Source organism: Rickettsia endosymbiont of Hedychridium roseum (genome assembly GCF_964028255.1).
GTDB classification, from domain to species: Bacteria; Pseudomonadota; Alphaproteobacteria; order Rickettsiales; family Rickettsiaceae; genus Rickettsia; species Rickettsia asembonensis.
On record NZ_OZ034753.1, the window covers coordinates 673,064 to 696,089 of the forward strand.

Consider the following 23,026-nt stretch of genomic DNA (forward strand, 5'->3'; position numbering starts at 1 on the left):
ATGCGTAATTGTCGGAATGCTTATAATGGGCTATGAACTTGTTAATATAGTAACTAAATTAACTATTAAATACTATGATAGTAGAAAAAAATATAAAAACAATTAAATATGTGGGAAATAACGGGCAAATCTCATTAGGAAAAAAATACGCAGGAAAACAGATACAAGTTTTAACCTTAAGTGATGGTACTATAATAATAAAGCCCGGTAAGTTTATTCCTGATAATGAGATGTGGCTTTATAAGAACAATAATAATGAGGTGCTTGATAAAGCAATAAAATGGGTAGAAAAAAATAAACGACGTGAAAATTTTGATGAAATAATTGACATTTTGTAGCTTTCCGATGTCATCCCCGCTTTCACGGGGATGACATAAAGTGCATTTACCGAGCCACGCAACAATGCCATGCGGGAATGACATAAATCGATCCATGCAACAACGCCTTTAGTCGCTCGCAATGACGTTAAGGCAATTCTGATTTAAACAGAGTTAAAAGTTCTTTTCTCCAAATTACCAAATTTAGAAAATTGACTATCATAATAAAGCGGAACATTTCCAACCGGTCCGTTACGATGTTTTGCAACAATTATATCGGCAATATTATATACTTTATTGAGCTTATCTAACCATTCGGCATGTTTAGCATCGCCTGCTGCCGGTTCTTTTCTTGTTAAATAATATTCTTCACGGTAAATAAACATTACTATATCAGCATCCTGTTCTATAGTTCCTGATTCTCTAAGGTCGGATAACATAGGTTTTTTATCCTCACGTAGTTCTACCGCTCTTGAAAGCTGAGATAACGCAATAACCGGAATATTTAACTCTTTTGCTATTGCCTTTAAACCTTGGGTTATTTCTGAAATCTCGCTAACTCTATTTTCAGATTTACTTACTCCTCTAATTAATTGTAAATAATCGATAAATAATATACCGAGATTATGTTTGCGTTTCATTCTTCTAGCTCTTGTTCTTATAGCGGAAATAGATAGAGCAGGGGTATCATCGATAAAAAATTGTAATTCCGATAAAGTGTTTGCTTCTTTGCGAAGGCGGTTATATTTTTCTTCACCTAGAATCCCTGTACGAAGAGAGGTAGAATCAATTTCTGCACACATTGAAAGTAGACGTGTGGTTAGCTGTTCTGAGGACATTTCTAAAGAGAAAAAACCTACCGACTGAATTTCTTGATTATCCCTAATATTTTTAAGACGCATATTATTACAAGCGTTAAGTGCAAGATTTATAGCAAATGCCGTTTTACCCATCGACGGACGTCCTGCGAGAATTAAAAGATCGGAATTATGAAAGCCGAATAATTTATTATCTAGATCAAGTAAACCTGTAGATATACCGATTACGTGATCGTTATTTTTCATAGCTCTATTGATGCTAGCAAGGGATTCTGAAATAGATATACCGATTTTGGTAAAACTTTTTTCATTTAAGCCTTCGCTAGCTAAATCGTAAAGTTTAGCTTCGGCATGTTCAATCTGTTCCTTTGCTTCAACTTCTAATGAAGAATTATAAGCATTATTTACTACTTCTTCACCGATATTTATTAAATTACGCTTTATTGCTAAATCATATATTATTTTACCGTAATCAATCGGATTTATTACCATCATTGACATAGTTATCAATTTTGCTAAATATTCCGTTCCTTCTATTTCTTGAAATAGTTCATCTTGAGTTAACATACTACGTAAAGTAATAGGTGTAGCTATCAAACCTTTTTCGATAATTTTTTCAATTGCGTTATAGATTTTTTGATGAATAGGCTCAAAAAAATGTTCATCACGTAAAAATTCCGATACGTAATTTAGTAATTCATTATTGGTTAAAATCGCCCCAAGTAGCATTTGCTCTGCTTGAACATTTGAAGGTAAAACCCTTGGTATAGGTAAATTATCTTCGTCATCAGTTAGTGTATTTGTCATTTTATTTATTACTTAACGAATAAGTATAATTTTACAATTTAATTGCACATTAGCCCATGCTTTATCTGCCGTGTATATAGGATAGCCGGTAATTAACCATAGTGTAATACAAGCACGATCTCCAAGCGATAAGCCTAAATGTCTAGTTTGTTTTTTTATAGTTGCAGCAAGAAAAGATTGTTCCTCATCAAAAGGTACAATAGAATTTACAAATGGCTCTATATAATTCTTACATTCTTGATATGACATTCCAGATTCTAATAAAATTCCGGCTACTTCAGAAACATTAACAGAAGACATGGATACATTTCCTAATAATTTTTTTAATTCTATATTAACGCTTTCATTCTTTATTAGAGCCAATAAGGTTGACGCATCAAATATTACATTATTCATTTTTTGCTTCATTTCTACGTTCAGCGATCAATTTATCTACTAAACTTTCTTCCGAAGAGTAGTATTTATTGATATTAGTATGGACTTTTTTTAACACAAAACTTAATGGAGAAATTACCACCTCATTTTCTTTAAGAGTAAATACTACTTTATCCCCTTCTTTTAAATGTAATTGTTTCCTATAAGCAGCCGGTATAGAGACTCTACCGTCTGTAGCTATTTTAGCACTATTTACCATATGGATACCGCAATCATTAAGATTAACCTACAATTATATTCTATACTAAAAATGATTGTAGTACTATTATTATATTTAGAACTAATTTTTAATTAAACACTCCCCCACCTTTTAATTAAATTAGTTTCAATATCGAAAAAATCTAAAACTCTAGTAATAGAATGATTCACTATATCATCTATGCTTGCAGGATTATTATAAAAAGCCGGCACGGGCGGTGCTATTATCCCGCCGTAATTTGCAACTTTTAACATATTTTCTAAATGTCCGATATGCAAAGGCATTTCACGGGTCATTAAAATAAGTTTTCGTCTGTCTTTAAGTACAACTCCTGCCGCTCTACTAATTAAACTATCTTCCATTGAGTGAGCGATACTTGCTAAGGTCTTCATACTACAAGGGGCTATTATCATTCCAAAGGTTTTAAAAGAACCGCTTGAAATGCTAGCACCTAAATCTTTATCGTCATAACAATAATCAGCTAGAAACTTAACTTCATCTATGGAATATTTAGTTTCGAGCTTTATGGTGAGAAGTGCTCCCTCTGAAATCACTAAATGAGTCTCAATATTTTGCTCTTTTAGTACTTCAAGCAAGCGAATACCGTATATAGCACCTGATGCTCCGGAAATTGCTATAATAATTTTTTTCATCTAACTTTCTACAATCTGTTAGTTTTAGTATATAATAAAAAAAAAAATTATAAAATACATTATATATGCGAATAGCAAAAATATTATTACCGGCAGCAAAATTATTTCCTTTAGATTATTTAATACCGGAAGATTTAGAGCTAAATATTGGTGATCTTGTTGCAGTGCCTTTTAGAAATAAGGAATTAACCGGCATAATATGGGAGTTCACCACTATTCCTGAAGCGAAAAAGCTAAAAACCGTAAAAGAAAAAGTACCGTTAAATTTAAGTATTACCTCAGAAGTTTTAGAGTTAGTTAAATGGATGAGTAGCTACTATATGTCGGAACTTGGGAGCATAGCCAAGTTAGTACTGCCTATAGATATCGCCGAAAAACCGATCAAAGTTAAAGAGCAGAAAGTAAATAATAACTTTGTGCTACCCGATTTGTCGGAAGAGCAGAATAGAGCAGTAACAATCTTAAATGAAAGCCGTAAGCCTGTGATTATTAAAGGTGTTACGGGGTCAGGTAAAACGGAAATATATTTCCGGCTGATAGCAGATTACTTAGCAAAAGACAAACAAGTGCTTGTGATGTTGCCTGAAATTGCTTTAAGTACACAAATTATTAATCGTTTTATAGAGCGATTCGGTTTTGAGCCTATCATATGGAACTCAAGCGTTACCAAAGCTCAAAAGAAAATGATTTTAAGAGGTATATTAAGCGATAAAGTTAAAGTAGTAATTGGGGCTAGAAGTAGTTTGTTTTTACCTTTTAAAAATCTCGGTTTGGTGGTTATAGATGAAGAGCATGACGATTCCTATAAACAAGATGACGGTATATTATATAATGCTAGGGATACAGCTATCGTAAGAGGTATATTTGATAAAGCACAAATTGTTTTGTGTTCGGCGACACCGTCTATTGAAACAATGTACAATGTAGAAATAGGTAAATATCAATTGATTACATTGATTAATAGATACAAAAATGTCGACTTACCGAATATAGAAATGATCGACATGGGTAAAGAAAAGCTATCTAAGAATTCTTATTTATCTAAGATTCTTATAGAAGCTATCAAAAATAATTTAGCTAATAAAAAGCAAACATTATTATTTCTTAATAGGCGAGGCTATGCACCGCTCATGCTATGTAAAGCTTGTGGTCATAGATTTACCTGTAAATTTTGCTCTTCTTGGATGGTAGTACATAAAGCGACTAAAAAACTTGAATGTCATCATTGCGGTTATCAAAGTAAAATTTTTAGTTCTTGTCCTGAATGTCTAGAGGATGAAACATTAACTATCTGTGGTCCAGGTATAGAAAGAATAGAGGAAGAAGCGAAAGCACTCTTTCCTGAGAGTAAAATTGCGGTGATAAGTAAAGATCATGCTAAAAACCCTGAAAAAATAGCACAGCTTCTACATCAAATGGAAAATTTAGAAATTGATATTTTAATAGGCACACAAATAATAACAAAAGGTTATCACTTTCCGAATCTTACTTTAGTTGGAGTAATAGATGCTGATCTTGGAAGCAATAACGCCGATCTTAGAGCATCTGAGCGAACTTTTCAGCTACTACATCAAGTAGGAGGTAGAGCGGGTAGGGGAGATGGTAAAGGTGTAGTATATTTACAAAGCTATTATCCTGATAATATAATTTTTAGTTATGTTAAAGCCGGCGATGAAGATAGTTTTTTTGCAAATGAACTTGAAATAAGAAAATCAGCAGATATGCCGCCATTTTCCAAAACGGCATCGGTAATTTTATCAGGTTCCAATGAGTCTAAAATTTTAGAGATTGCTAGAAATATGGTCCGAATTGCACCAAAAGCAAACGTGAAAATTTTAGGACCGGCAAGCTCATTAATGTCAAAGCTCGCCGGTAAATATCGTTACCGGATACTTATTATAGCCGATAAGAAATTTAATTTGCAGAAATATTTAAAATTTTGGCTAAGCCTTATAAAAATTCCTTCTTTTTGCCATCTAAAAATAGATATCGATCCTAAAAGTTTTTATTAGCTTCTATATCTTTCTCCTTTATTCTTCGATGGTGGTACATTAGATGAATGAGGAGAAGGATTAGTAAGAGATTTTTGTATTTCTGCTATAGCTTTTTTAGTATTTTGAGTAGAATTTTTTATAGCGTCTTTATAAAAAGCAGCTTTAGCTTTATCTCCGGTGAATGAATATTTTATAAAATTACCAATATTTTTCCAAATAGGATTATTATCCATTTTTGTAGTTTCTTCACACCATTTACCTACCTCTTTCAGTTTTGCTTCAACTTTAGTTATAGCAGCTGGATTATGTTTATTATCATCATAAATTTGAATAAGGTTATTTACTTTTTCTTTAAATTCAATGTGTTTTCTACTTTGTTTTAAATGACCTATTATATCATCATTATTTACTAATTCTCTAAGATTATCAATTATATCAGGTAATTTAGGTGGTTCAGGTAATTTATAATGTTGATTGATTTTCTCAAATTTATCTTTATGTGGATTATTCTTTATTAGCTCATCTTCTATAAAAGAAACAAACTCTTTTTGAGGTACTCCTACTTGATTTATTAGTCGTCCTAATGATTGTTCATAAGCTTTAACAGTAACGTCAAGACGCTTTCCTGCCATAGAATTGCTTAATTCTATATAGCGGCTAAATTCCGGAATAAAAGCATCTTTGGTATCAATATTATGATTTTTAAAAAATTTCTCTATTTTTTCTTGTACGGTTAAATTAGATTGTTTTTTAGGTGTTTCTTCCGGTACTTTTGTTTGTTCCGGAGCGGGTTTTGAAAAAATAATAGGCTTTTGGGTTTCCACTTGTGGAGATGTGGTATCGACAAATATATCAAGTGCTTGGGAATGTGTAGTTAAGTCAGTCTGTTTTTTATGTTCCTCGTTCCATGCCTTTATTTTCTCAGGAGTAGGTTTTGGAGGAACAGCCGGTTTTGTATTTTTTGGTGGGGTATCTGACATATTTGTTTTGTTTTCCCACTCTTTTATTCTATCTTTTACTGATTTTGGAATATTATCTTGTGCCATATTAAACTCCTATATTTATTTACATAATTAAACCATATTTTTATTTTCGTTAGTTTGCTTAAATTTTTTATAAATTGCAAGAAAAATTTCTTTTTGTAATGTAATACTTTTACTATAAGATAGTTAAGTTATATATTTTCTATATTAGAATCCAAGTTATTAACTAAAATGAGATATGAATTTTTATGTACCCACTTATTAGACTTAGAAGAAATAGAAAAGCCTTTTGGCTTAGAGAGTTAATCGCTGAAAGTAGTTTATCGGTTAATGATTTAGTGCTGCCTTTATTTGTTGTTGAAGGGCATAACCAACGGCAAGAAATTAAGACTATGCCCGGTATATATCGCTACTCTATAGATCAAATAGTAGAGACGGCAAAAAAAGCAGCAGAGCTAGGTATTAATGCTATTGCATTATTTCCTAGTATTGATCAAAGTCTAAAAAGTGAAAATGCCGATGAAGCTTATAATTTAGATAATTTAATATGTAGAACTATTAGAAGCATCAAAAACGCTAATATTGATATCGGTATAATATGTGATGTAGCACTTGATCCTTACACTACAAGCGGTCATGACGGTATTGTGCATCATGGGGAAGTTGATAATGATAGATCGGTCAGAGCTTTATGTAATCAAGCATTAGTGCTAGCAAAAGCCGGAGTAGATATTGTTGCACCTTCCGATATGATGGATGGAAGAATCGGGGCTATAAGAGAATATCTTGACAAAGAGGAATTTATAAATGTTGGAATTCTTGCTTATGCCGCTAAATATGCTTCAAGCTTTTACGGTCCGTTTCGTGATGCTGTTAAGAGTAATAAAAAGAATTATTTAGATAAATCAAGCTATCAAATGGATGTACGTAATATTAAGGAAGCAATGCTTGAGATTGAGCATGATATAGCAGAGGGAGCCGATATGGTTATGGTGAAGCCCGGTATGATGTTTTTGGATGTTATTCGTGAAGCGGCGAATAATTTTAATGCTAAAATTTTTGCATATCAGGTTAGCGGAGAATATGCAATGTTAAAATTTGCAGCAGAAGCAGGAGCAATTGATTGGGAGAGAGCTTTGATGGAGTCATTAATTAGTTTTAAACGTGCCGGTGCAACCGGTATATTTACCTATGCTGCTCTTGAAGTAGCTGAAATATTAAATAATACTCGATGAACTTCAAAAATTGGCTACGTCGTCCTACAAGTACTGTGGTGCTCACGTATTAAGTATACGCTCCGCTCCTCGTCTTGTGGACTCCTTGCTCTTTTTGAAGTTGATCTTCGTATATATAATATATATATTTTATTTAATTGGAATTAAATATACTTAAATCCAAATTTTGTATTATGGAGCGAAAAAAATGATCAAAGATAAGAAATCAGTATTTAAAGGTTGGAATTTTTTAAAGCCTAAAGGAGGCGGAGCTAATGAAGCAGGAGAGCATGGCGGCGTATATCAAAGCTCAGACGGTAAAATTACGGCGATGATAAAAAAAGAGGCTTCAAGCTCAAAAAATATAGCCGAGTTTTTAGGATCCCAAATTTTTGAAGCTATAAGTCCCGGAAATGGAGCAAAGGTTAATTTAATTGCTCCTGATGATTTTAATAAATCTAAAGCTGTTGATTCACAAATATATGTCAAATCTGAATTTTTTGAGAATTATAGTAGTGATATGTATGTGGATATGGATAAACATATGTCTGCTAAAACTAAACCGAGTTCTTGGTTTAGAAAGGACGGCGGTAGACCGCTTTTTATGGGGGCTAGAAATAAATTATTTAGAACCTTAGAAAATGCTTTTAAGGAAATTAAGTATCAGAACTTTGAAAACATTATGCCGGCAAGTTTATTGATCGGTGATTTTGATATACATGTTGGAAATATAGGAGTTATCAGAGATCAAAAAAATCCAAAAACTTTACCTAAATTAGTAAGAATTGATTTTGCCGGTAGTTTTGATAATTTAACAAATAATATCTATCCGCATTCAAGAGCCAAACATTTGCCTGGATTCGGTCCTACTAACCATTTTAGAGAATTTCCTTCTAATTTAAGAACAAAAAATCCTAATTTTGCCGATAGCTTACTTGCAGTTTCTAAAATTGATTTAAGCAAAACCATTGATAAAAGTTTTGATGAATTAACTAAATATTATAGTAATGAAGCAATTGCAGAATTTGCAAAACAAGCAATGCCAAAGAAATTTAATAATAAAAAATCTAAAGAAATAACGCCTGAAGAAATTAAGGCTAGTTTAATAGATACAATGAAAAAAAGACAAGAATCCTTAAAGGAATACGGCTTAGAAATTAAAGTAAATAGTTTTTTTTCTAAAAAATATAGTTTTCCTTATTACGAAGTGAAAGAGCAAGGATTAAAAACATTAATGAAAGAGTATCCTGATTATTTTGAGAAAATTCTTAATTATGAAGAAAGAAAAAAAGGAGGACAAAAACTTAAATTAAGAAATAAAGTTACTACTAGTTTTGCAAGAATTTTAGAAATACTCGGTATTAGAGATAGTGCAAAAAAACATTTAATAAAGACAATAAAAGGTTTAAATGAAGATATTAAAGATGAAAGAAATTTAGCTGATTCTTCTGATAAAATAAAGAAAGAACCAAAACAAAAATCTGTAAAGACAAATATAGACGCAAATAGAGAATATGTAGACGCTGATTTATTAAAATTAGATGAAGAAGATCTAAAACATATAAAGAATCTAAAAGAAAAGGTTATGAAGCCTACAAAAATTACTTCGGCTAATGTTGTTAATAAAAAGTCTACACCGGCTAAAACGAGATAATAAATGAACCGAGCAACAAGAAGCCTACAACTAAGTAATTAATCAGTAAAAGCCCATATTGCATAGGAAGCTTAATTATCTCAATCTTTTTAGAAAAATACATGGCTTTTACTACTTTAAGATAATAAAAAGCCGCAACTACGCTGGTAAAAATACCACAATAAGCTAATGCGAATTCTTCTTGATTAATTGCTTGGTAAAAAAGGTAATATTTACCGAAAAATCCTGTGAGAGGAGGAATTCCGATCATCGAGAACATAACTATGCTAATTACGGCAGCTATAGTTTTATGGTTCTCTGCAATTCCTTGTATAGTTTTAAAACTAGCTTTATCGGCGTCTTTACCGAGCAGCATGATTAAGCAAGTAAAAAATCCTATACTCCCTATCGCATATATTAGAATATATAGTAAAGCTGCTTTATACCCTTCTTGATTATGCAGAAGAACGCCGATTAATACATAACCGATATTTAAAATAGTACTATAAGCCATTAATCTTTTTAGAGAAGTTTGACGAATGGCTCCAAAAGCCCCAAACAGCATAGATAATATAGCAAGTATCTTTATTAAATTATAATTAATAGGATAGTAATTACCTATAATTAATTTGCTGATATTTAATAAAACAATAACCATACCTATTTTTGAGGCAGCGGTGAAATAAGTAACCGAACTAATCGGTGATCCTTCATATACGTCAGGAACCCAAAAATGGAGTTGAACGCTTGAGAGTTTAAAGAAAATACTACTTAAAAATAATACAATACCGATTATTAAACCAAGATTCATCCCAGAATTATTATTTAGTTTATATAAGATATCCTCAAATTGTAGGCTTCCGCCGAATCCGTATATAAAAGAAATCCCGAATAATGATAAACAACTAACTAAACTACCTAAGATAAAATATTTTAAAGCACCCTCCGATGATTTAATATCATTTAATTTGAATCCTGCAAGTGCATATGAAGTTAAAGCAGTAAGCTCCATACCGCAGAATAATAATAGAAAATTCCGTGATGAAATTGCAACAAAAATACCTACGACTGATAATAATATTAAAGTGATAAATTCAAACTTTAATTCCTCAGCAACAAGAATAGAGTAATCACGGTATATAATCATGGATATAATAGTGAATAGCAGTACTATGCTTTTACTAATACCGATATTTATTCCGGTAGCAAATGAGTACCATACTCCTTCATAGCTTGAGTACTTAAAGGTAAGAAAAATTGATAATATACATAATAAAATAATGATATTAGAAATAATTCTATTTTTATTTGGGATCATTACGGCAAAAAACTGCCCTAAAAGTGCTATTAAAGTCAAAGTTATTTCAGGAAGTAGCAGTAGCATATAAAACTAATATTATTTATGGAAATATAGATATTAGTAAATAAATCATTTTTTATCAACAAACTTATATATAATATTGAACTTTAATACTACCTCTAATTAAAATTATTTTCTTCGTAAAATTTTACTTAGCTCTAATCCCATAATAATTATTGCAACTTGATAATTATTAGTTGCAATAAATAAAAAAATAAATTATTTTGGTTAATCAATTTTAAATTGCTTAAATAAATTAAATTCTTAAACTCACACCTATAATTGTTTTAATCTAATTAGGTTTTCTAATAAAAATATATTTTCTACCATTAAGTAAAAATATGAAGCCTTCTACTTCAAAATCATTAACTGACAAGTTAAGAACCTTATAGTTCTCACAATACTTTACCAAAGCTAATAGAAGATAAGAAAATCAAAGCTCAGTCTTTAGAGGAATATTATGTAAAATTACAGATATTACTGAGTGAAGATGATGAAGTAGGTAAAGCAGCATTACGCGATAAAGTTGTTGGAGAAAAGAAACCGGTAGAAATAGAGAAAATCTTTAAAGCTATAGATACGGAAAAAAAGATAAGGGAGTTGCTTAAGAAAGAGCTACCTAATAAGGATGATGAGATTAATAATATAGTTGAGTTACTAAACGAAGAAAAAAATGAGAAAAAAAAGTTTGATATACTTCGCAGGAATCTACCTAATAAAAGTGAATCGGAAATAAAAAATATAGCTGAATCGATAAGCAGAATTCAAGCAGATATAGGTAAAGTATTATTACTCGGTAGTGCAGGAATAGGTAAAACCACGTTAATGCATTATCTATCTTATAAATGGGGAAAAGGGGAGTTATGGAACGATAAGTTTGATTATGTTTTTAGAGTTAAGTTAAAGGAATTGTTAAGCAATTGGACAGTACGTTACGGTACTAATATAGATGACGATATACTAAGTTGTTTTATCCATTATTGTCTAGATTCTAAAGATATAAAACTTGAGGATATAAAAAACATACAAGATAAAAATAGGATATTATTACTACTTGACGGTTATGATGAGGTAGCGTTTTTATCATATAGCAATCGTGATTACCGAGATATTATGGATTCGGTATTTCAGTATAAAAATATCGTAATGACTTCTAGACCTAATGCGGTTGTAGAAGAAATGAGTAACAGGTTTGAGCGGAAAGTAGAAAATAAAGGCTGGAATAGTAAGGGGTAGAGCAATATGTAAATAAAAATTTTGAGTATGATAAAGAGTTAGGAGTGCAATTAAAAAGCTTTTTGGATACTCATAGCCAAATAAAAGAAATATGCGTAGTTCCTATCAATACTGCATTAATATGTTTGGTTTGGAACGATAAAGATATAAGGGATAAATTTCAAAAAAACAGTGATGAAGATTTTAATATAAGCCGGTTATACAGTGAAATAACAGATTGCCTTAATAATAGGCATCTAGCAAAAACCCAGCATAAATATAAGAATAAAACAGAAGCTAATAATCACTTAAAAAACATAATGAGATTTTTAGAGCAGATAGCCTATGAATCACTTGTTGTAACAGGGAAGTTAGTAGAAAGAAAACTAGTTGAAGATAAGAAAGATACATTAGATATAGATGAAGTTATAGAACAAGGATTATTAAAAAGAGAATGAATAAATTATCAATTTATTCATTTAACATTTCAAGAATTTTTAGCCGCACTCCGTTTAAAAAATCAATTATTAGATAATCATACTAAAAACGAAAAAGCAGCTTTTATAGGTGAGCATCGAAACGACCCCAAATATCTAATGACTTTAAAGTTTTTAGCCGGAATAGTAAATAATGATGATAATCAAGAGTTAATAGAAATATTTTGGGAAGCCATAACATGTAAAGTTAACGGAATATTAGAGCTAGGAATTGAAAGAAAGATTATATTATTAATGCACTTGTTAGCTCAAAGCAAAATTAATGGGAAATTTGACAACAGGATACCAAATCTAACACAAATCCAAAATTTAATAGATGATATTGTACTAAAAGATATTACAATTTGGGAACAACATATAATAGACAGCGGCTATTTATCGGAAAAAATAATTAACACAGTAAATGAAAAATTACGAAAAAGCAAAACTGATTTCCAGGAATTAAAAGCATCTGTAGGAATAATAACCAGTTTGGTAAATAGGCATGAATGGGGCAGTAAAACTAAAGTTTATGAAAGATTAATTGGCTTATTAAAAATTGAAAATACAAAATTATGTAAAGCAGTATTACAAAAGTTAGCACAAATATTAGACGAGACAATAGATGAGGTTGTATTACAGGAAAGCTTAGGCAGAATACTACCATTAAATACATAGGCATTAAATGAATATGTAAATATAATATTAGCTAAAATAATAATTATTGCACCTGATCTGAGTGAAGAAATATTAAATCAAGTACAAAAACTGAATGATAAATACTTAATTATTAAGAGCTTAGCTGCAATGGTGAGATTAAGTCCTATTATAGCAAAAAAGGCATTTAAAATATCAAAAAAACTTATCAATAATTCTAATAATTATTTTAAGTCTGTAACTACTGATAGTTTAATAGAAATAGCAAAAGCAAATATCAATTTAACACAAGAAACATTTAATATACTGAAAGAATTAACTATTAATCCTGATGAAGATGTCAAATTTGGAGCTATTGATAGTATGATTGAAATAGTAAAATTAAACCCTAGTTTAGCACGAGAAGCATTTAGCATACTGAAAGAATTAGCTATTAATCCTGATGAAGATATCAAGTATGAGGCTATTGGTAGCATAGCTAAAATAATAAAAGTAATCCCTAGTGTAGTAAAAGAAGCATTTGGCATATTTAAAAATTTACTTAATGAACCTGACGTTTATGGCAAGTCAACAGCTGTTAGATGTATAATTGAAGTAGCACAGTACAATTCTAACATAGCACAAAAAGCATTTAACTTATTCAAAAAGCTATTTAGTGATCCTAACGATTATGTCAAGACAGTAGCTGCTAGCGGTATAATTGAGATAGTAGCAGCAAATCCTAGTTTAATAAAAGAAGGAATTAATGTGTTTGAAGAACTACTTAGTAATAATAATTATTATGTCAAGTATATGGCTATTAGTAACATAGCTAAAATAGTAAAAATAAATCCTCGTTTAGTAAAAGAAGAATTTAGAGAATTATTTGACAATTCTGAAGATTGTATCAAGAATGTAGTTGCTAATAGCATAGCTAAGATAATAAAAATAATGCCTGAACAAAAAGCACTTACAAAACTTAAAATACTGATTAAAAAACTCAATGATTATGATAAATATACAGTACTTGATAGCCTAGCTAGAACAGTAAAAGCAATGCCTGTACAGAAAGAGTCTACCACATTACAGGAGATAGCTAGAATTCGTAATCATTATGCTAAGCCGGTAGTCGCTAGTAGTATAGCTGAAGTAGTAAAAGCAAATCCCAGCTTAGTAGAAGAAGCAGTTATAATATTAAAAGGCTTACTTATAAACCATAATACTAATACTGATGTAAAGTTGTACGCTGCTGTAAGCTTAATTGAGATAGTAAAAATAGAATCAAATTTATTGGAAGAAGTATTTCCAGCATTGAGAAAGTTAAATACAGATCCTAACATTACTCCACATGAAAAACATGTGATTACTTGGATTTTGGTTAGTATGATAAAAGGAATATTATTTAATAAAACAAATTATAAATACATTAATGAATTATTAAAAATAATTGATTTAACTAAAACAAAAGACCATTACAAAGAACTATACCTTGACGCCAAAATCGTCTTACACAAAATAACCGATTACATCACTCAAGAATATGAGAAAAGTAAAAACCCTGAAGTAATAGAATGGTTTACTGCGAGTTTTAAGGAATTACCAAATATAAGCGAAACGCAAATATTTTTAAAAGAAATATGTAAAAGCATATTAAAAAGCGGTGTGATAAATGAGTACGAGAGTAAGTTTATTTTAAATTGTATAAAGAAATATAGTTTTACTTTTACGGTATCGGTTAGTAAAGAATCAGAAATAGAAGGTAAGATAATATTTGAAGATAGAAGTTATGAAATATTTACAACCGATAATTCAACAAGCAAAATAGTAAGTTTAGAAGAGTTTGCAACTAAATTACTTGTGGAAACAGATGATCCGTTAGCAGAGCAATATAAAACTCATACACCTTTATTCTCAAACAAAGGAGTAGGGCTTAAGATAGCGGCAAGCGATATTAACAATGTAAGTAGTATTACAAATGAAAATACCAAACTTTCCACTGAAAAATATCTTTTATCTTATGCAGGTGATAATAAAGATAAGTTCGTAATGTTGTTAGAAAAGAGAAGTATTTTCGGTGATCATCTAATATATAAATTTGGTGAGGATAATTTAAAGAAAATAGCCCCTATTTATCCAGCAGAAATTAACAAAGAACTAAGAGGGCAACTATTTAACGAATTAGAATCCAAAGAACAATTTGATTGTTTTATTAAGAATGAAAAGCTTAAGGCTGAAGAAGAAAAACAGATATTTAAATGCCATAACAAACTAAAGTTTGCAACCGAAATAATTCAAGATGCGAAAATAAGGTTGGAAACCAGTAATTTTAAATTACTAGATGCCGGGGTAAACAAAAGATTAGATGCCCATGAAATTAAGATATATAGCCACAATAAAATACTAAAATACAGTAGAACAATACAAAAAGCAGAAATTTTTAGGGAAGTTGAAAGTTTAGCACAAGAAAGCCCATTATTATACGATTACTGGAATGCGTTTTATTGGAATATAGATGGTATCATAAAAGCTTGTCTTATTGCAGAAACTAAAATATTTAAAAATAATATTAATGAGAAAGAGGCTATAATAAAAATATTAGCAAAAAGTATAGGTTTAATAACACAAAATCTTTTAATAGATATATTAACAGATTTGGCTTGCAGTATAGTAGAAGCAAGACGTGAGAGAAAACGTGGAAATGAAGTAATTAGTATGAACGATATTATTCGCAATGCAATCGGAATGGAAGATTTAGACGATAGTTTAAAGAAAATAGCTATTAATAAAACGCAAGAACGTAAAAACGAAATAATAAATATCTCAAAAGCACCTATATCAAATTCTCCGAAATCTCAAACTAAAACACAGAAATTCGGTAATATGGTTAAAGAATTCGTGTTTCCTAAAGCTTTAAAAAGACATGACATGGATAATTTAGACGTGCAACTAGCTTTAAAGGACTCTATTTTATTTATCGAGTCTTTATATACAAACCGTGATGATATATTGAATAAAAAAAATGATTTTTACGTGCAGGATGAAAAGGGTGAAAATAGTAATATTGTTTAATGTTAATCTCTTCTGATACCCAATAAATGCAAAGTCATAAGCAGCAATTGTAACTCTCCTAAGAATCGTGCATAAGGATCAGATATCTTTATCATGGAAATTACTCTCACGAGATTTTCCCTATGCTTAAAGGTATTTCATCACATTGTCAGGGTAGCTCTTTTTCGTACCCTTAGGTTCATCTAGTGACATGGATGGTTTCCTGCCTAGCGGAAATAACTCTTTGATATAACCTCGTGTCACACACTATTATATGGCTTTTCGGTTATTTAGGTATATGTTAAATATTTATGAATATCATATAAAAGTAATAAAAAACAAAAAATTTCCTTTCATATATCCTTTAGTGTTTTATAATGGCATACAAAATAGAGTTAATTTTATTCTGCACTTTGACCCAACTTGGTCAAAATGATATAATAGAAATAGAGAAAATACTTAAATCACAATTAATATAGCCAAAAATTTAATCAAAGCCTGTGCAAGAACTGACTTAATAGCTAACCTCAACCGGATTAAAGAAGGAAGAGGGTGAGAAACTTAAATAAATTACTTATACATGTATTTATTATCATTTATATTAGGAGGATTAAATGCATTACTCCGTCAATTACGTTTATCAATTAGCTCTATAGAGTTTTATAAAGACGTATATAAAAACTATCAAGGGTACGGAATAAGATATTTATTTACCTTATCTTTTATCCCATCAATAATTTATTGTATTTTTATATTAAATTACATAATAACTTTAAAAGATTATTTTAACGGAATACAATCATCAAAAGTTACAGACAATATTGAATATATTATCAATCAATTACCGGAAATTAAATATAATAATTCAAAAATTTCAGTTGAAGAAGTAGAGCCTATATATTTATATAGCAAGAATAACAATAAAATAGTTGTCATTGATACAAAAAATCAAGTTTCTAACAAAGAAAAAAGCAAAATACCGTTTGTACTTGAAGAGAATAAGCTGAAGATAAATTTAATTGTAGCCAATACTAAGAAAAATTTCCCAAGTACTGTTAACTATTCTGAGATATTCAAACAAAATGAAGTAATTTTAACTCCTGAAATAATAAAAAAATATTTTGCTGATAATTTATTATATGCACCAAATTTATTTATTTATTTCGGTATGCCGGCTATTATATTATTTTGGTTTGTAACATTCTTATTAGAGAGAAGTATTATAGTTTTGTTAGTATATAGCTTAGCTAATTTACTTACTACTAAAACTTCAATACAAACTTCTATAAGGTTAGTAATGTTTTCAAGCGGATTCCCGATAATATTACAACCGGTTATTATTATATTAATACCGGAATTAAGCATATTATTACAGCTACTACAAATGTTTACAATTTGTTTAGTATTTGTTGCTATTTGGCAAATTAACAAGAGCCTGTCGAGTTATATATAAGTATTGAAGAATTCATTTAAAGTTATTTATGATATTCTGACCATCTTTTCCACTTCTACTTGACTCTACACAATTAAAGAAAGCATGACGAGCTTGAATTTCATTTGAAAAAAATCCAGCTTCAGCAATTTTTATATACTGTGTTCCTGTATATTGTGCATCTTTATTTATCGTGCTACAAAATTGTTGAGCAAGGTTTGTAGCTTCTTGTAAATCATTTAAAGAGTAATTTATAACTACGCTTGCCGGCGTGAAACTTATTACTGTTGGATGATAGCGAGGAGATTCAGGAGTTATTATACATGAAGTTAATTCAAAACAAAAAATTAAATATAATAAAACCTTTAATTTTTCTAAAATATAGATGTTTTTAGTCATAATTATAATAGTTTATATTTTATTATAATAAAAAAACTTTTAGTTTATATTAACAAGCTAATTTTTTATTAAATAATATAATTATATACTTGACTAAATTACTTAGGTATTGTAGATATAAAACAATTTTAAGTTTTAATAGGTTGGTTATATGATGCTGACGACGAAAGGAAGATATGCCGTAATGGCAATACTTGAAATGGCTGCAAAATCAAGTGCTGAACCGGTCACTTTGAATGAAATTTCCGTAAAACAAAATATATCGCTTAACTATTTAGAGCAGATATTTTCTAAACTTAAAAAAGCTGATCTAGTTAAGGCTATTAGAGGCTCGAAAGGTGGATATGTTTTAATAGGTAACCTAGAAGAAATAAAAATTTCCGATATTATGGATGCTGTTAACGAAAATTTTATAATGACTACCTGCTATAAGAAATCGGTTAAAACTTGTGTACCTGATACAATAAAATGTAATTCGCATAAATTATGGAAAGGTCTTGGTAAGCATATTAGAGATTATTTTGAAAATATCTCAATTAAAGATGCTTTAGAGCTAAGTATTATTTAAATATATGATATATTTAGACCACAGTGCTACTACTTCTATCAATCCTAGAGTTAAGGAATTCATAATAAGTTTGATGGACAAGGAGCTTAACCCTTCATCAATACATAGATCAGGTGTATTTGCTAGGAATGTTATAGAAGAAGCACGTTTTCAATTAGCTGCAGCTCTTGAGGCGTCCTCTAGGGAATATAATATTACTTTTACTTCATCCGGAACGGAGAGTAATAATTTAATAATGAAAAATTTTTATGACGGTGATATTTTCATATCGGCTATTGAACATTTATCGATCTATAACCATATAAAGCATGCTCCAAATATTAAAGTTATAAAAGTTGATAATCAAGGTTTGCTTGATCTAGAGCATCTAGAAGAATTATTGTCACAAAGTAGTGCTACAAAAAAATTAGTATCTATAATGATGGCTAATAATGAAAGTGGGGTACTGCAAAATATATTTGAAATAAGTAAAATAGCTAAAAAATATAATGCAAAATTTCATAGTGATTTAGTGCAAGCTTTTAGTAAAATACCAACATATATCAAAGATTTAGGATTAGATTTTGCTACAATCTCAGGACATAAAATAGGAGGTGGGCAGGGAGGAGCTGCTTTAATTTCTACTTCTCGCTTTCAGCTTACTCCGATAATTATAGGTGGTGGGCAAGAAAAAAATGTGCGTTCAGGTACGGAGAATGTTATAGCAATTGCAGGTTTTGGTTTAGCGGCTGAATTAATGAGAAAAAATATAATAGAGAATTATATAAAAATCAAAAATTTACAGGAAATATTAGAGAAAAAACTAAAGAAGTATTCTAACGTAAATATTATTAGCGATAATGTAGCAAGGTTGCCTAATACTACCTTAATTACTATACCGAATACGGATGCACAAGTGAAATTAATCGGGTTTGATTTACGTAATATTTGCATAAGTTCCGGCTCTGCTTGCTCATCAGGAAAAATATCTAAATCGCATGTATTAACCAATATGGGTATGAGTGAAAAAGAGGCCAAATCTTCGATTAGGGTATCTTTAAGCCATACTAATACGGTAAGTGATATAGAGGCTTTTATAAAAGCTTTTGAGGAAATTTACGATGTCATTCCCGCGGAGGCGGGACTCCAGAAAAATAGCCTTAATATTGCTTAAACATTATTGATAAAATAAAGCTATAAAAAAACAAGCTTTTTATAGGTTTTATTGGAGTCCCGCCTCCGCGGGAATGACATCGATAACCGTTTAAGCTATACCAAAAACATGAATTAATTTAACCATATGAACCAACAATTAAACAATTTAACCTTGCCTATATATATGGATTATCAGGCAACAACGCCACTAGATCCAAGAGTAATGGAGGCAATGTTGCCATATTTTACTACCAAGTTCGGGAATCCTCATTCACGTAGCCATTCTTTCGGCTGGGAAGCAGAAAACGCCGTTGAAGAGGCAAGGAGTAGAGTAGCAAAGTTAATAGGGGCAGATACTAAAGAAATTATTTTTACCTCCGGTGCAACCGAATCCAATAACCTTGCAATAAAGGGAATAGCAAAATTTTACGGCAATAAAAAGAATCACATTATTACTATAGTCAGTGAACATAAATGCGTACTTGACGCTTGCAGGCACTTAGAGCAAGAAGGTATAAAAATCACATACTTACCGATTAAATCAAATGGAATAATCGATTTAGAAACTCTAAAAAATGCCATTACTGATCAGACTATGTTAGTTTCAGTTATGGCGGTTAATAATGAAATAGGTGTTGTTCAGCCTTTAAAGGAAATAGGAAAAATTTGCCGTGAAAGAGATGTTTTCTTTCATTCCGATATTGCTCAAGGTTTTGGTAAAATTCCAATTGATGTTAACGAGTTTAATATTGATCTTGCCAGTATCTCAGGGCATAAAATTTACGGTCCGAAAGGAATAGGGGCCTTATATGTAAGGAAAAAACCTCGTGTGCGTGTTACGCCACTCATAAACGGTGGCGGACAGGAGAGAGGTATGCGTTCGGGTACGCTACCAACTCCTTTAATCGTAGGGCTTGGCATGGCTGCTGAAATAGCGTATAGTGAGATGGAAAAAGATACTAAGCATGTAAATTACTTATTCGACAGATTTTTAAATAATATACATAGTCGAATTTCGGAAGTTTATTTAAACGGTGATAAAGATCAAAGATATAAAGGCAATCTAAATCTAAGCTTTGCCGGAGTAGAGGGAGAATCAATTATCCTTGCCATTAAAGATTTAGCGGTTTCTTCCGGTTCTGCTTGTACTTCTGCCTCTTTAGAGCCGTCATATGTTTTACGTTCCATGGGAATAGGTGAAGAGCTTGCCCATACTTCGATTAGGTTCGGCATAGGTAGATTTACTACCAAGCAGGAAGTTGATTACGCAGTAGATTTAATATGTTTAAAAATCGATAAATTAAGGGAATTAAGTCCTCTTTGGGAAATGATGCAAGAGGGGATTGATTTAAAGAAGATTAAATGGACTGTACATTGAGAATATTAATGTCATCCCGTGGTCCCATGAACCGTATGTCATTCCCGCGAAAGCGGGAATCCAGTATAAAGCGAGATAAATTGAGCTTTTAATTTTGAAAACTTACTGTGTTTATACTTTTTTTTTGGATTCCCGCTTTCGCGGGAATGACATAACACTATGGGGAATGACAAAATTGAAAATAAATTTTAGAGAATAACAATGGCTTATAACAAAAAAGTGATAGATCATTATGAAAATCCTCGTAATGTCGGGTCGCTTAATAAAAAAAGTGAAAATGTCGGGACGGGACTAGTTGGAGCTCCTGCTTGCGGTGACGTGATGAAGTTACAAATCGAAGTTGATGATGACGGGATTATTACAGATGCTAAATTTAAAACATTCGGCTGCGGTTCAGCTATTGCTTCAAGTTCTTTAGTAACGGAATGGGTTAAAGGCAGATCAATAAACGATGCCGAAGAGATTAAAAATACTGAAATAGCAAAAGAATTATCGCTCCCGCCGGTAAAATTACATTGCTCACTACTTGCTGAAGATGCAATAAAAGCAGCTATTGCCGATTACAAACAGAAAAAAGAAAGCAAAAAAGACTCTTAAAACATGAAAAATGTTATTTCATTAACCGACTCTGCTGCAAAGCAAGTAAAATTGCTAATAGAAAAACGAGCTAAGCCTACTTTTGGCATTAGGGTAGGGGTTAAAGCCGGCGGTTGTGCCGGTCAGACTTATTACGTTGAATATGCCGACAGTAAAAATCAATTCGATGAAGTAGTAGAAGAAAAGGGCGTACGGATACTAATCGACCCAAAAGCATTAATGTATATTCTAGGTTCTGAAATGGACTATGTAGAGACTAAATTCAAATCCCAATTCACTTTCACCAATCCTAACGAAAAAGCTAATTGCGGCTGCGGCAAATCTTTTAACGTGTAATAATGTTAATCCCAATTGGTTATAATATAATGACGTTAATTTATTAACTAATTTGTAACCAATATAAAAGACTTGTATAACTTTTTTGTAATTGGTTTATATTATAATGTAATCTATACGGCAAATAAAACGTACCATTTAATCTTATTACTTCATCAATAATTGCTTTTGTGAAATTTTCCATCTTTTCTTCATCTTGTGATGTAAGATTTTGTGAGAAAAGGCATACTACACCAAAAACATCAGTATTTGCATAAGAAAGTAGAGAAATATTATCTTGTGTTACTTCTCTAATAGTAACATTTAAGATATTCATATTAAAATTCAGCACATATTTTTTAAAGATTTCTATAAATTTGCTCAATTGTTCCTTAGGTATAAAATATTCTTGTAAAATATCTTTATCAGTTCCATAAAGAGGCCATAAAATATGTATATCGGTGTTCATAGCACTATTTCTAGAAATAGGAGATTTAATACTCATTTTTTGTGCATATAATTTCTCTGTATTCCATCTTATCTTTTTACCTAAATCAAAATTTGTATTTTTGTAAGGTTCTCTTTGTTAGTTCTTTCATACCAAAACAAACCTGCCTCTTCAAATAGGTGATTTTTCCCCACTGATAAACGCCCATAAGCAAGTTCAGCATTAGAATTTTCAGTTATATAAATTTTAAAGTTATTTACGAAATCCTTATAATTCATAAATTTTGCATGAAAAATAACTTGTGGATTTTCTACTGTTATGAGCTCTGCTTCAACTATAACACCAAATAAACCATAACCTCCTAAAACAGCTCGAAAAAGTTCCGGTTCAGTATGTTTATTTATATCTCTTATTACCCCATCAGCAGTTATTACTTTTAAAGATAATACTGTTGAAGAGATAGGCGGAGCGTTAACCTGCCACCCATGAGCATTAACACTAAGTGTACCGCCGAGGGTAAAAATATTATCTGACTGCATTACTTTTATAGAACGGTTATACTGATCAAGTACATTTTGAACTTTCTTCCAGGTAGCACCGGCACCTATAGTAATTGTTTGTGTTACAGGGTTATAAACTACTTTATTAATTTCCATCATATCTAAATGAATCGAATCATTTAAAATAGATTGCCCACCCATAGAGTGCTTACGTCCGGCAATAGTAATTTTTTTATTGTTTAATTTTGCTTTTTTAATTGCTTCTATAATATCATATATGTTTTTAGCATGAATTATTAAACTTGGTTTGCTAATGGTACCACCCGCATCGTAAATAATAAAAGGTCTAGATTCTTGCGTTTTAATTAGGTCTAACGGTTTATTAGTTTGAATGGATTTAACTCCTAAGTTAAAAAAATCTTCGGCAATTTGTTTATCATCTACAGTCCATATCATAATTGGATAAC

The 23,026-nt window shown here is 30.8% G+C and carries 24 protein-coding genes and 1 pseudogene; 15 read left to right on the forward strand and 10 right to left on the reverse strand.

Annotated features, from left to right (window positions below; all coding sequences use genetic code 11):
* Positions 1-74 precede the first annotated feature (74 nt).
* Entirely contained in the window at positions 75-338 is a 264-nt protein-coding gene (locus AC5587_RS03915; protein WP_410527014.1) for a hypothetical protein, read from the forward strand.
* A gap of 143 nt (positions 339-481) precedes the next feature.
* Here the strand turns inward: AC5587_RS03915 and AC5587_RS03920 are convergent, their stop codons facing one another.
* The 4 genes from AC5587_RS03920 to AC5587_RS03935 all read right to left on the reverse strand — a co-directional run bounded on the left by AC5587_RS03920 (position 482) and on the right by AC5587_RS03935 (position 3,229).
* On the reverse strand, positions 482-1,942 hold the full coding sequence (locus tag AC5587_RS03920) for a replicative DNA helicase (RefSeq protein WP_499162922.1): 1,461 nt from the start codon (positions 1,940-1,942) through the stop codon (positions 482-484).
* Positions 1,943-1,954: 12 nt separating this feature from the next.
* Positions 1,955-2,350 carry a type II toxin-antitoxin system VapC family toxin gene (locus AC5587_RS03925; protein WP_410527017.1) on the reverse strand — a complete coding sequence of 132 codons (396 nt, stop codon included), beginning with the start codon at positions 2,348-2,350 and terminating at the stop codon, positions 1,955-1,957.
* Positions 2,331-2,576, reverse strand: a complete 246-nt coding sequence (locus AC5587_RS03930) for an AbrB/MazE/SpoVT family DNA-binding domain-containing protein (protein WP_499162923.1) — start codon at positions 2,574-2,576, stop codon at positions 2,331-2,333. Before AC5587_RS03930 ends, AC5587_RS03925 begins: the two co-directional genes overlap by 20 nt.
* Before the next feature lie 92 nt (positions 2,577-2,668).
* The gene (locus AC5587_RS03935; RefSeq protein WP_499162924.1) at positions 2,669-3,229 is read right to left on the reverse strand and encodes a UbiX family flavin prenyltransferase; all 561 of its coding nucleotides are present in this window, start codon (positions 3,227-3,229) and stop codon (positions 2,669-2,671) included.
* 65 nt (positions 3,230-3,294) lie between these two features.
* On the opposite strand from AC5587_RS03935, the gene AC5587_RS03940 reads away from it, so the two are divergent.
* Positions 3,295-5,241, forward strand: coding sequence for a primosomal protein N' (locus AC5587_RS03940; protein WP_499162925.1), 1,947 nt, complete (start codon positions 3,295-3,297; stop codon positions 5,239-5,241).
* Here the strand turns inward: AC5587_RS03940 and AC5587_RS03945 are convergent.
* On the reverse strand, positions 5,238-6,269 hold the full coding sequence (locus AC5587_RS03945; RefSeq protein ID WP_499162926.1) for a hypothetical protein: 1,032 nt from the start codon (positions 6,267-6,269) through the stop codon (positions 5,238-5,240). The genes AC5587_RS03940 and AC5587_RS03945 overlap by 4 nt on opposite strands.
* Positions 6,270-6,454: 185 nt before the next feature.
* On the opposite strand from AC5587_RS03945, the gene hemB reads away from it, so the two are divergent.
* Complete coding sequence (hemB, locus tag AC5587_RS03950) at positions 6,455-7,441, forward strand: porphobilinogen synthase (protein WP_499162927.1); 987 nt, start codon at positions 6,455-6,457, stop codon at positions 7,439-7,441.
* 187 nt (positions 7,442-7,628) lie between these two features.
* Positions 7,629-9,074, forward strand: coding sequence for a hypothetical protein (locus AC5587_RS03955; protein WP_499162928.1), 1,446 nt, complete (start codon positions 7,629-7,631; stop codon positions 9,072-9,074).
* On the opposite strand, the gene nuoN is transcribed toward AC5587_RS03955, so the two are convergent.
* Positions 9,061-10,437: an NADH-quinone oxidoreductase subunit NuoN gene (nuoN, locus tag AC5587_RS03960; RefSeq protein ID WP_499162929.1), complete on the reverse strand. Its 1,377-nt coding sequence runs from the start codon at positions 10,435-10,437 to the stop codon at positions 9,061-9,063. The two genes, AC5587_RS03955 and nuoN, sit on opposite strands and share 14 nt — an antisense overlap.
* Positions 10,438-11,013: 576 nt before the next feature.
* Between nuoN and AC5587_RS03965 the strand changes: the two genes are divergently transcribed.
* The 6 genes and pseudogenes from AC5587_RS03965 to AC5587_RS03990 all read left to right on the forward strand — a co-directional run bounded on the left by AC5587_RS03965 (position 11,014) and on the right by AC5587_RS03990 (position 17,241).
* Positions 11,014-11,649 carry an NACHT domain-containing protein gene (locus AC5587_RS03965; RefSeq protein ID WP_499162930.1) on the forward strand — a complete coding sequence of 212 codons (636 nt, stop codon included), beginning with the start codon at positions 11,014-11,016 and terminating at the stop codon, positions 11,647-11,649.
* Positions 11,650-11,693: 44 nt separating this feature from the next.
* The gene (locus AC5587_RS03970) at positions 11,694-12,086 is read left to right on the forward strand and encodes a hypothetical protein (protein WP_499162931.1); all 393 of its coding nucleotides are present in this window, start codon (positions 11,694-11,696) and stop codon (positions 12,084-12,086) included.
* Positions 12,087-12,224: 138 nt separating this feature from the next.
* On the forward strand, positions 12,225-12,782 hold the full coding sequence (locus tag AC5587_RS03975) for a hypothetical protein (RefSeq protein ID WP_499162932.1): 558 nt from the start codon (positions 12,225-12,227) through the stop codon (positions 12,780-12,782).
* Between the two features lie 129 nt (positions 12,783-12,911).
* A complete protein-coding gene (locus AC5587_RS03980; protein ID WP_499162933.1) occupies positions 12,912-15,809 on the forward strand; it encodes a HEAT repeat domain-containing protein in 2,898 nt (965 codons plus the stop codon).
* A gap of 247 nt (positions 15,810-16,056) precedes the next feature.
* Positions 16,057-16,170, forward strand: a pseudogene (locus tag AC5587_RS03985) (Rpn family recombination-promoting nuclease/putative transposase); the annotation flags it as partial.
* Positions 16,171-16,368: 198 nt separating this feature from the next.
* On the forward strand, positions 16,369-17,241 hold the full coding sequence (locus AC5587_RS03990) for a DUF1189 family protein (protein ID WP_499162934.1): 873 nt from the start codon (positions 16,369-16,371) through the stop codon (positions 17,239-17,241).
* Between the two features lie 12 nt (positions 17,242-17,253).
* Here the strand turns inward: AC5587_RS03990 and AC5587_RS03995 are convergent, their stop codons facing one another.
* The gene (locus AC5587_RS03995) at positions 17,254-17,619 is read right to left on the reverse strand and encodes a hypothetical protein (protein WP_410527801.1); all 366 of its coding nucleotides are present in this window, start codon (positions 17,617-17,619) and stop codon (positions 17,254-17,256) included.
* A 151-nt stretch (positions 17,620-17,770) separates the two neighbouring features.
* Here AC5587_RS03995 and AC5587_RS04000 point away from each other — a divergent pair, with 151 nt between their 5' ends.
* The 3 genes from AC5587_RS04000 (at position 17,771) to AC5587_RS04010 (ending at position 20,699) form a co-directional block, all read left to right on the forward strand.
* Positions 17,771-18,187, forward strand: coding sequence for a Fe-S cluster assembly transcription factor (locus AC5587_RS04000; protein WP_202068455.1), 417 nt, complete (start codon positions 17,771-17,773; stop codon positions 18,185-18,187).
* 4 nt (positions 18,188-18,191) lie between these two features.
* Complete coding sequence (locus tag AC5587_RS04005) at positions 18,192-19,340, forward strand: cysteine desulfurase family protein (protein WP_499162935.1); 1,149 nt, start codon at positions 18,192-18,194, stop codon at positions 19,338-19,340.
* A 126-nt stretch (positions 19,341-19,466) separates the two neighbouring features.
* Positions 19,467-20,699 carry an IscS subfamily cysteine desulfurase gene (locus tag AC5587_RS04010; protein WP_499162936.1) on the forward strand — a complete coding sequence of 411 codons (1,233 nt, stop codon included), beginning with the start codon at positions 19,467-19,469 and terminating at the stop codon, positions 20,697-20,699.
* Positions 20,700-20,737: 38 nt separating this feature from the next.
* Here the strand turns inward: AC5587_RS04010 and AC5587_RS04015 are convergent, their stop codons facing one another.
* The gene (locus AC5587_RS04015) at positions 20,738-20,872 is read right to left on the reverse strand and encodes a hypothetical protein (RefSeq protein WP_410527804.1); all 135 of its coding nucleotides are present in this window, start codon (positions 20,870-20,872) and stop codon (positions 20,738-20,740) included.
* A 28-nt stretch (positions 20,873-20,900) separates the two neighbouring features.
* Here AC5587_RS04015 and iscU point away from each other — a divergent pair, with 28 nt between their 5' ends.
* Positions 20,901-21,296, forward strand: coding sequence for a Fe-S cluster assembly scaffold IscU (gene iscU, locus AC5587_RS04020; RefSeq protein WP_499162937.1), 396 nt, complete (start codon positions 20,901-20,903; stop codon positions 21,294-21,296).
* A 3-nt stretch (positions 21,297-21,299) separates the two neighbouring features.
* The gene (locus AC5587_RS04025) at positions 21,300-21,632 is read left to right on the forward strand and encodes an iron-sulfur cluster assembly accessory protein (RefSeq protein ID WP_011271171.1); all 333 of its coding nucleotides are present in this window, start codon (positions 21,300-21,302) and stop codon (positions 21,630-21,632) included.
* A gap of 43 nt (positions 21,633-21,675) precedes the next feature.
* Here the strand turns inward: AC5587_RS04025 and AC5587_RS04030 are convergent, their stop codons facing one another.
* Both AC5587_RS04030 and AC5587_RS04035 read right to left on the reverse strand, forming a co-directional pair.
* Positions 21,676-22,116, reverse strand: coding sequence for a hypothetical protein (locus AC5587_RS04030; RefSeq protein ID WP_499162938.1), 441 nt, complete (start codon positions 22,114-22,116; stop codon positions 21,676-21,678).
* A 44-nt stretch (positions 22,117-22,160) separates the two neighbouring features.
* Complete coding sequence (locus tag AC5587_RS04035) at positions 22,161-23,015, reverse strand: FAD-binding oxidoreductase (RefSeq protein WP_499162939.1); 855 nt, start codon at positions 23,013-23,015, stop codon at positions 22,161-22,163.
* Positions 23,016-23,026: the final 11 nt, after the last annotated feature.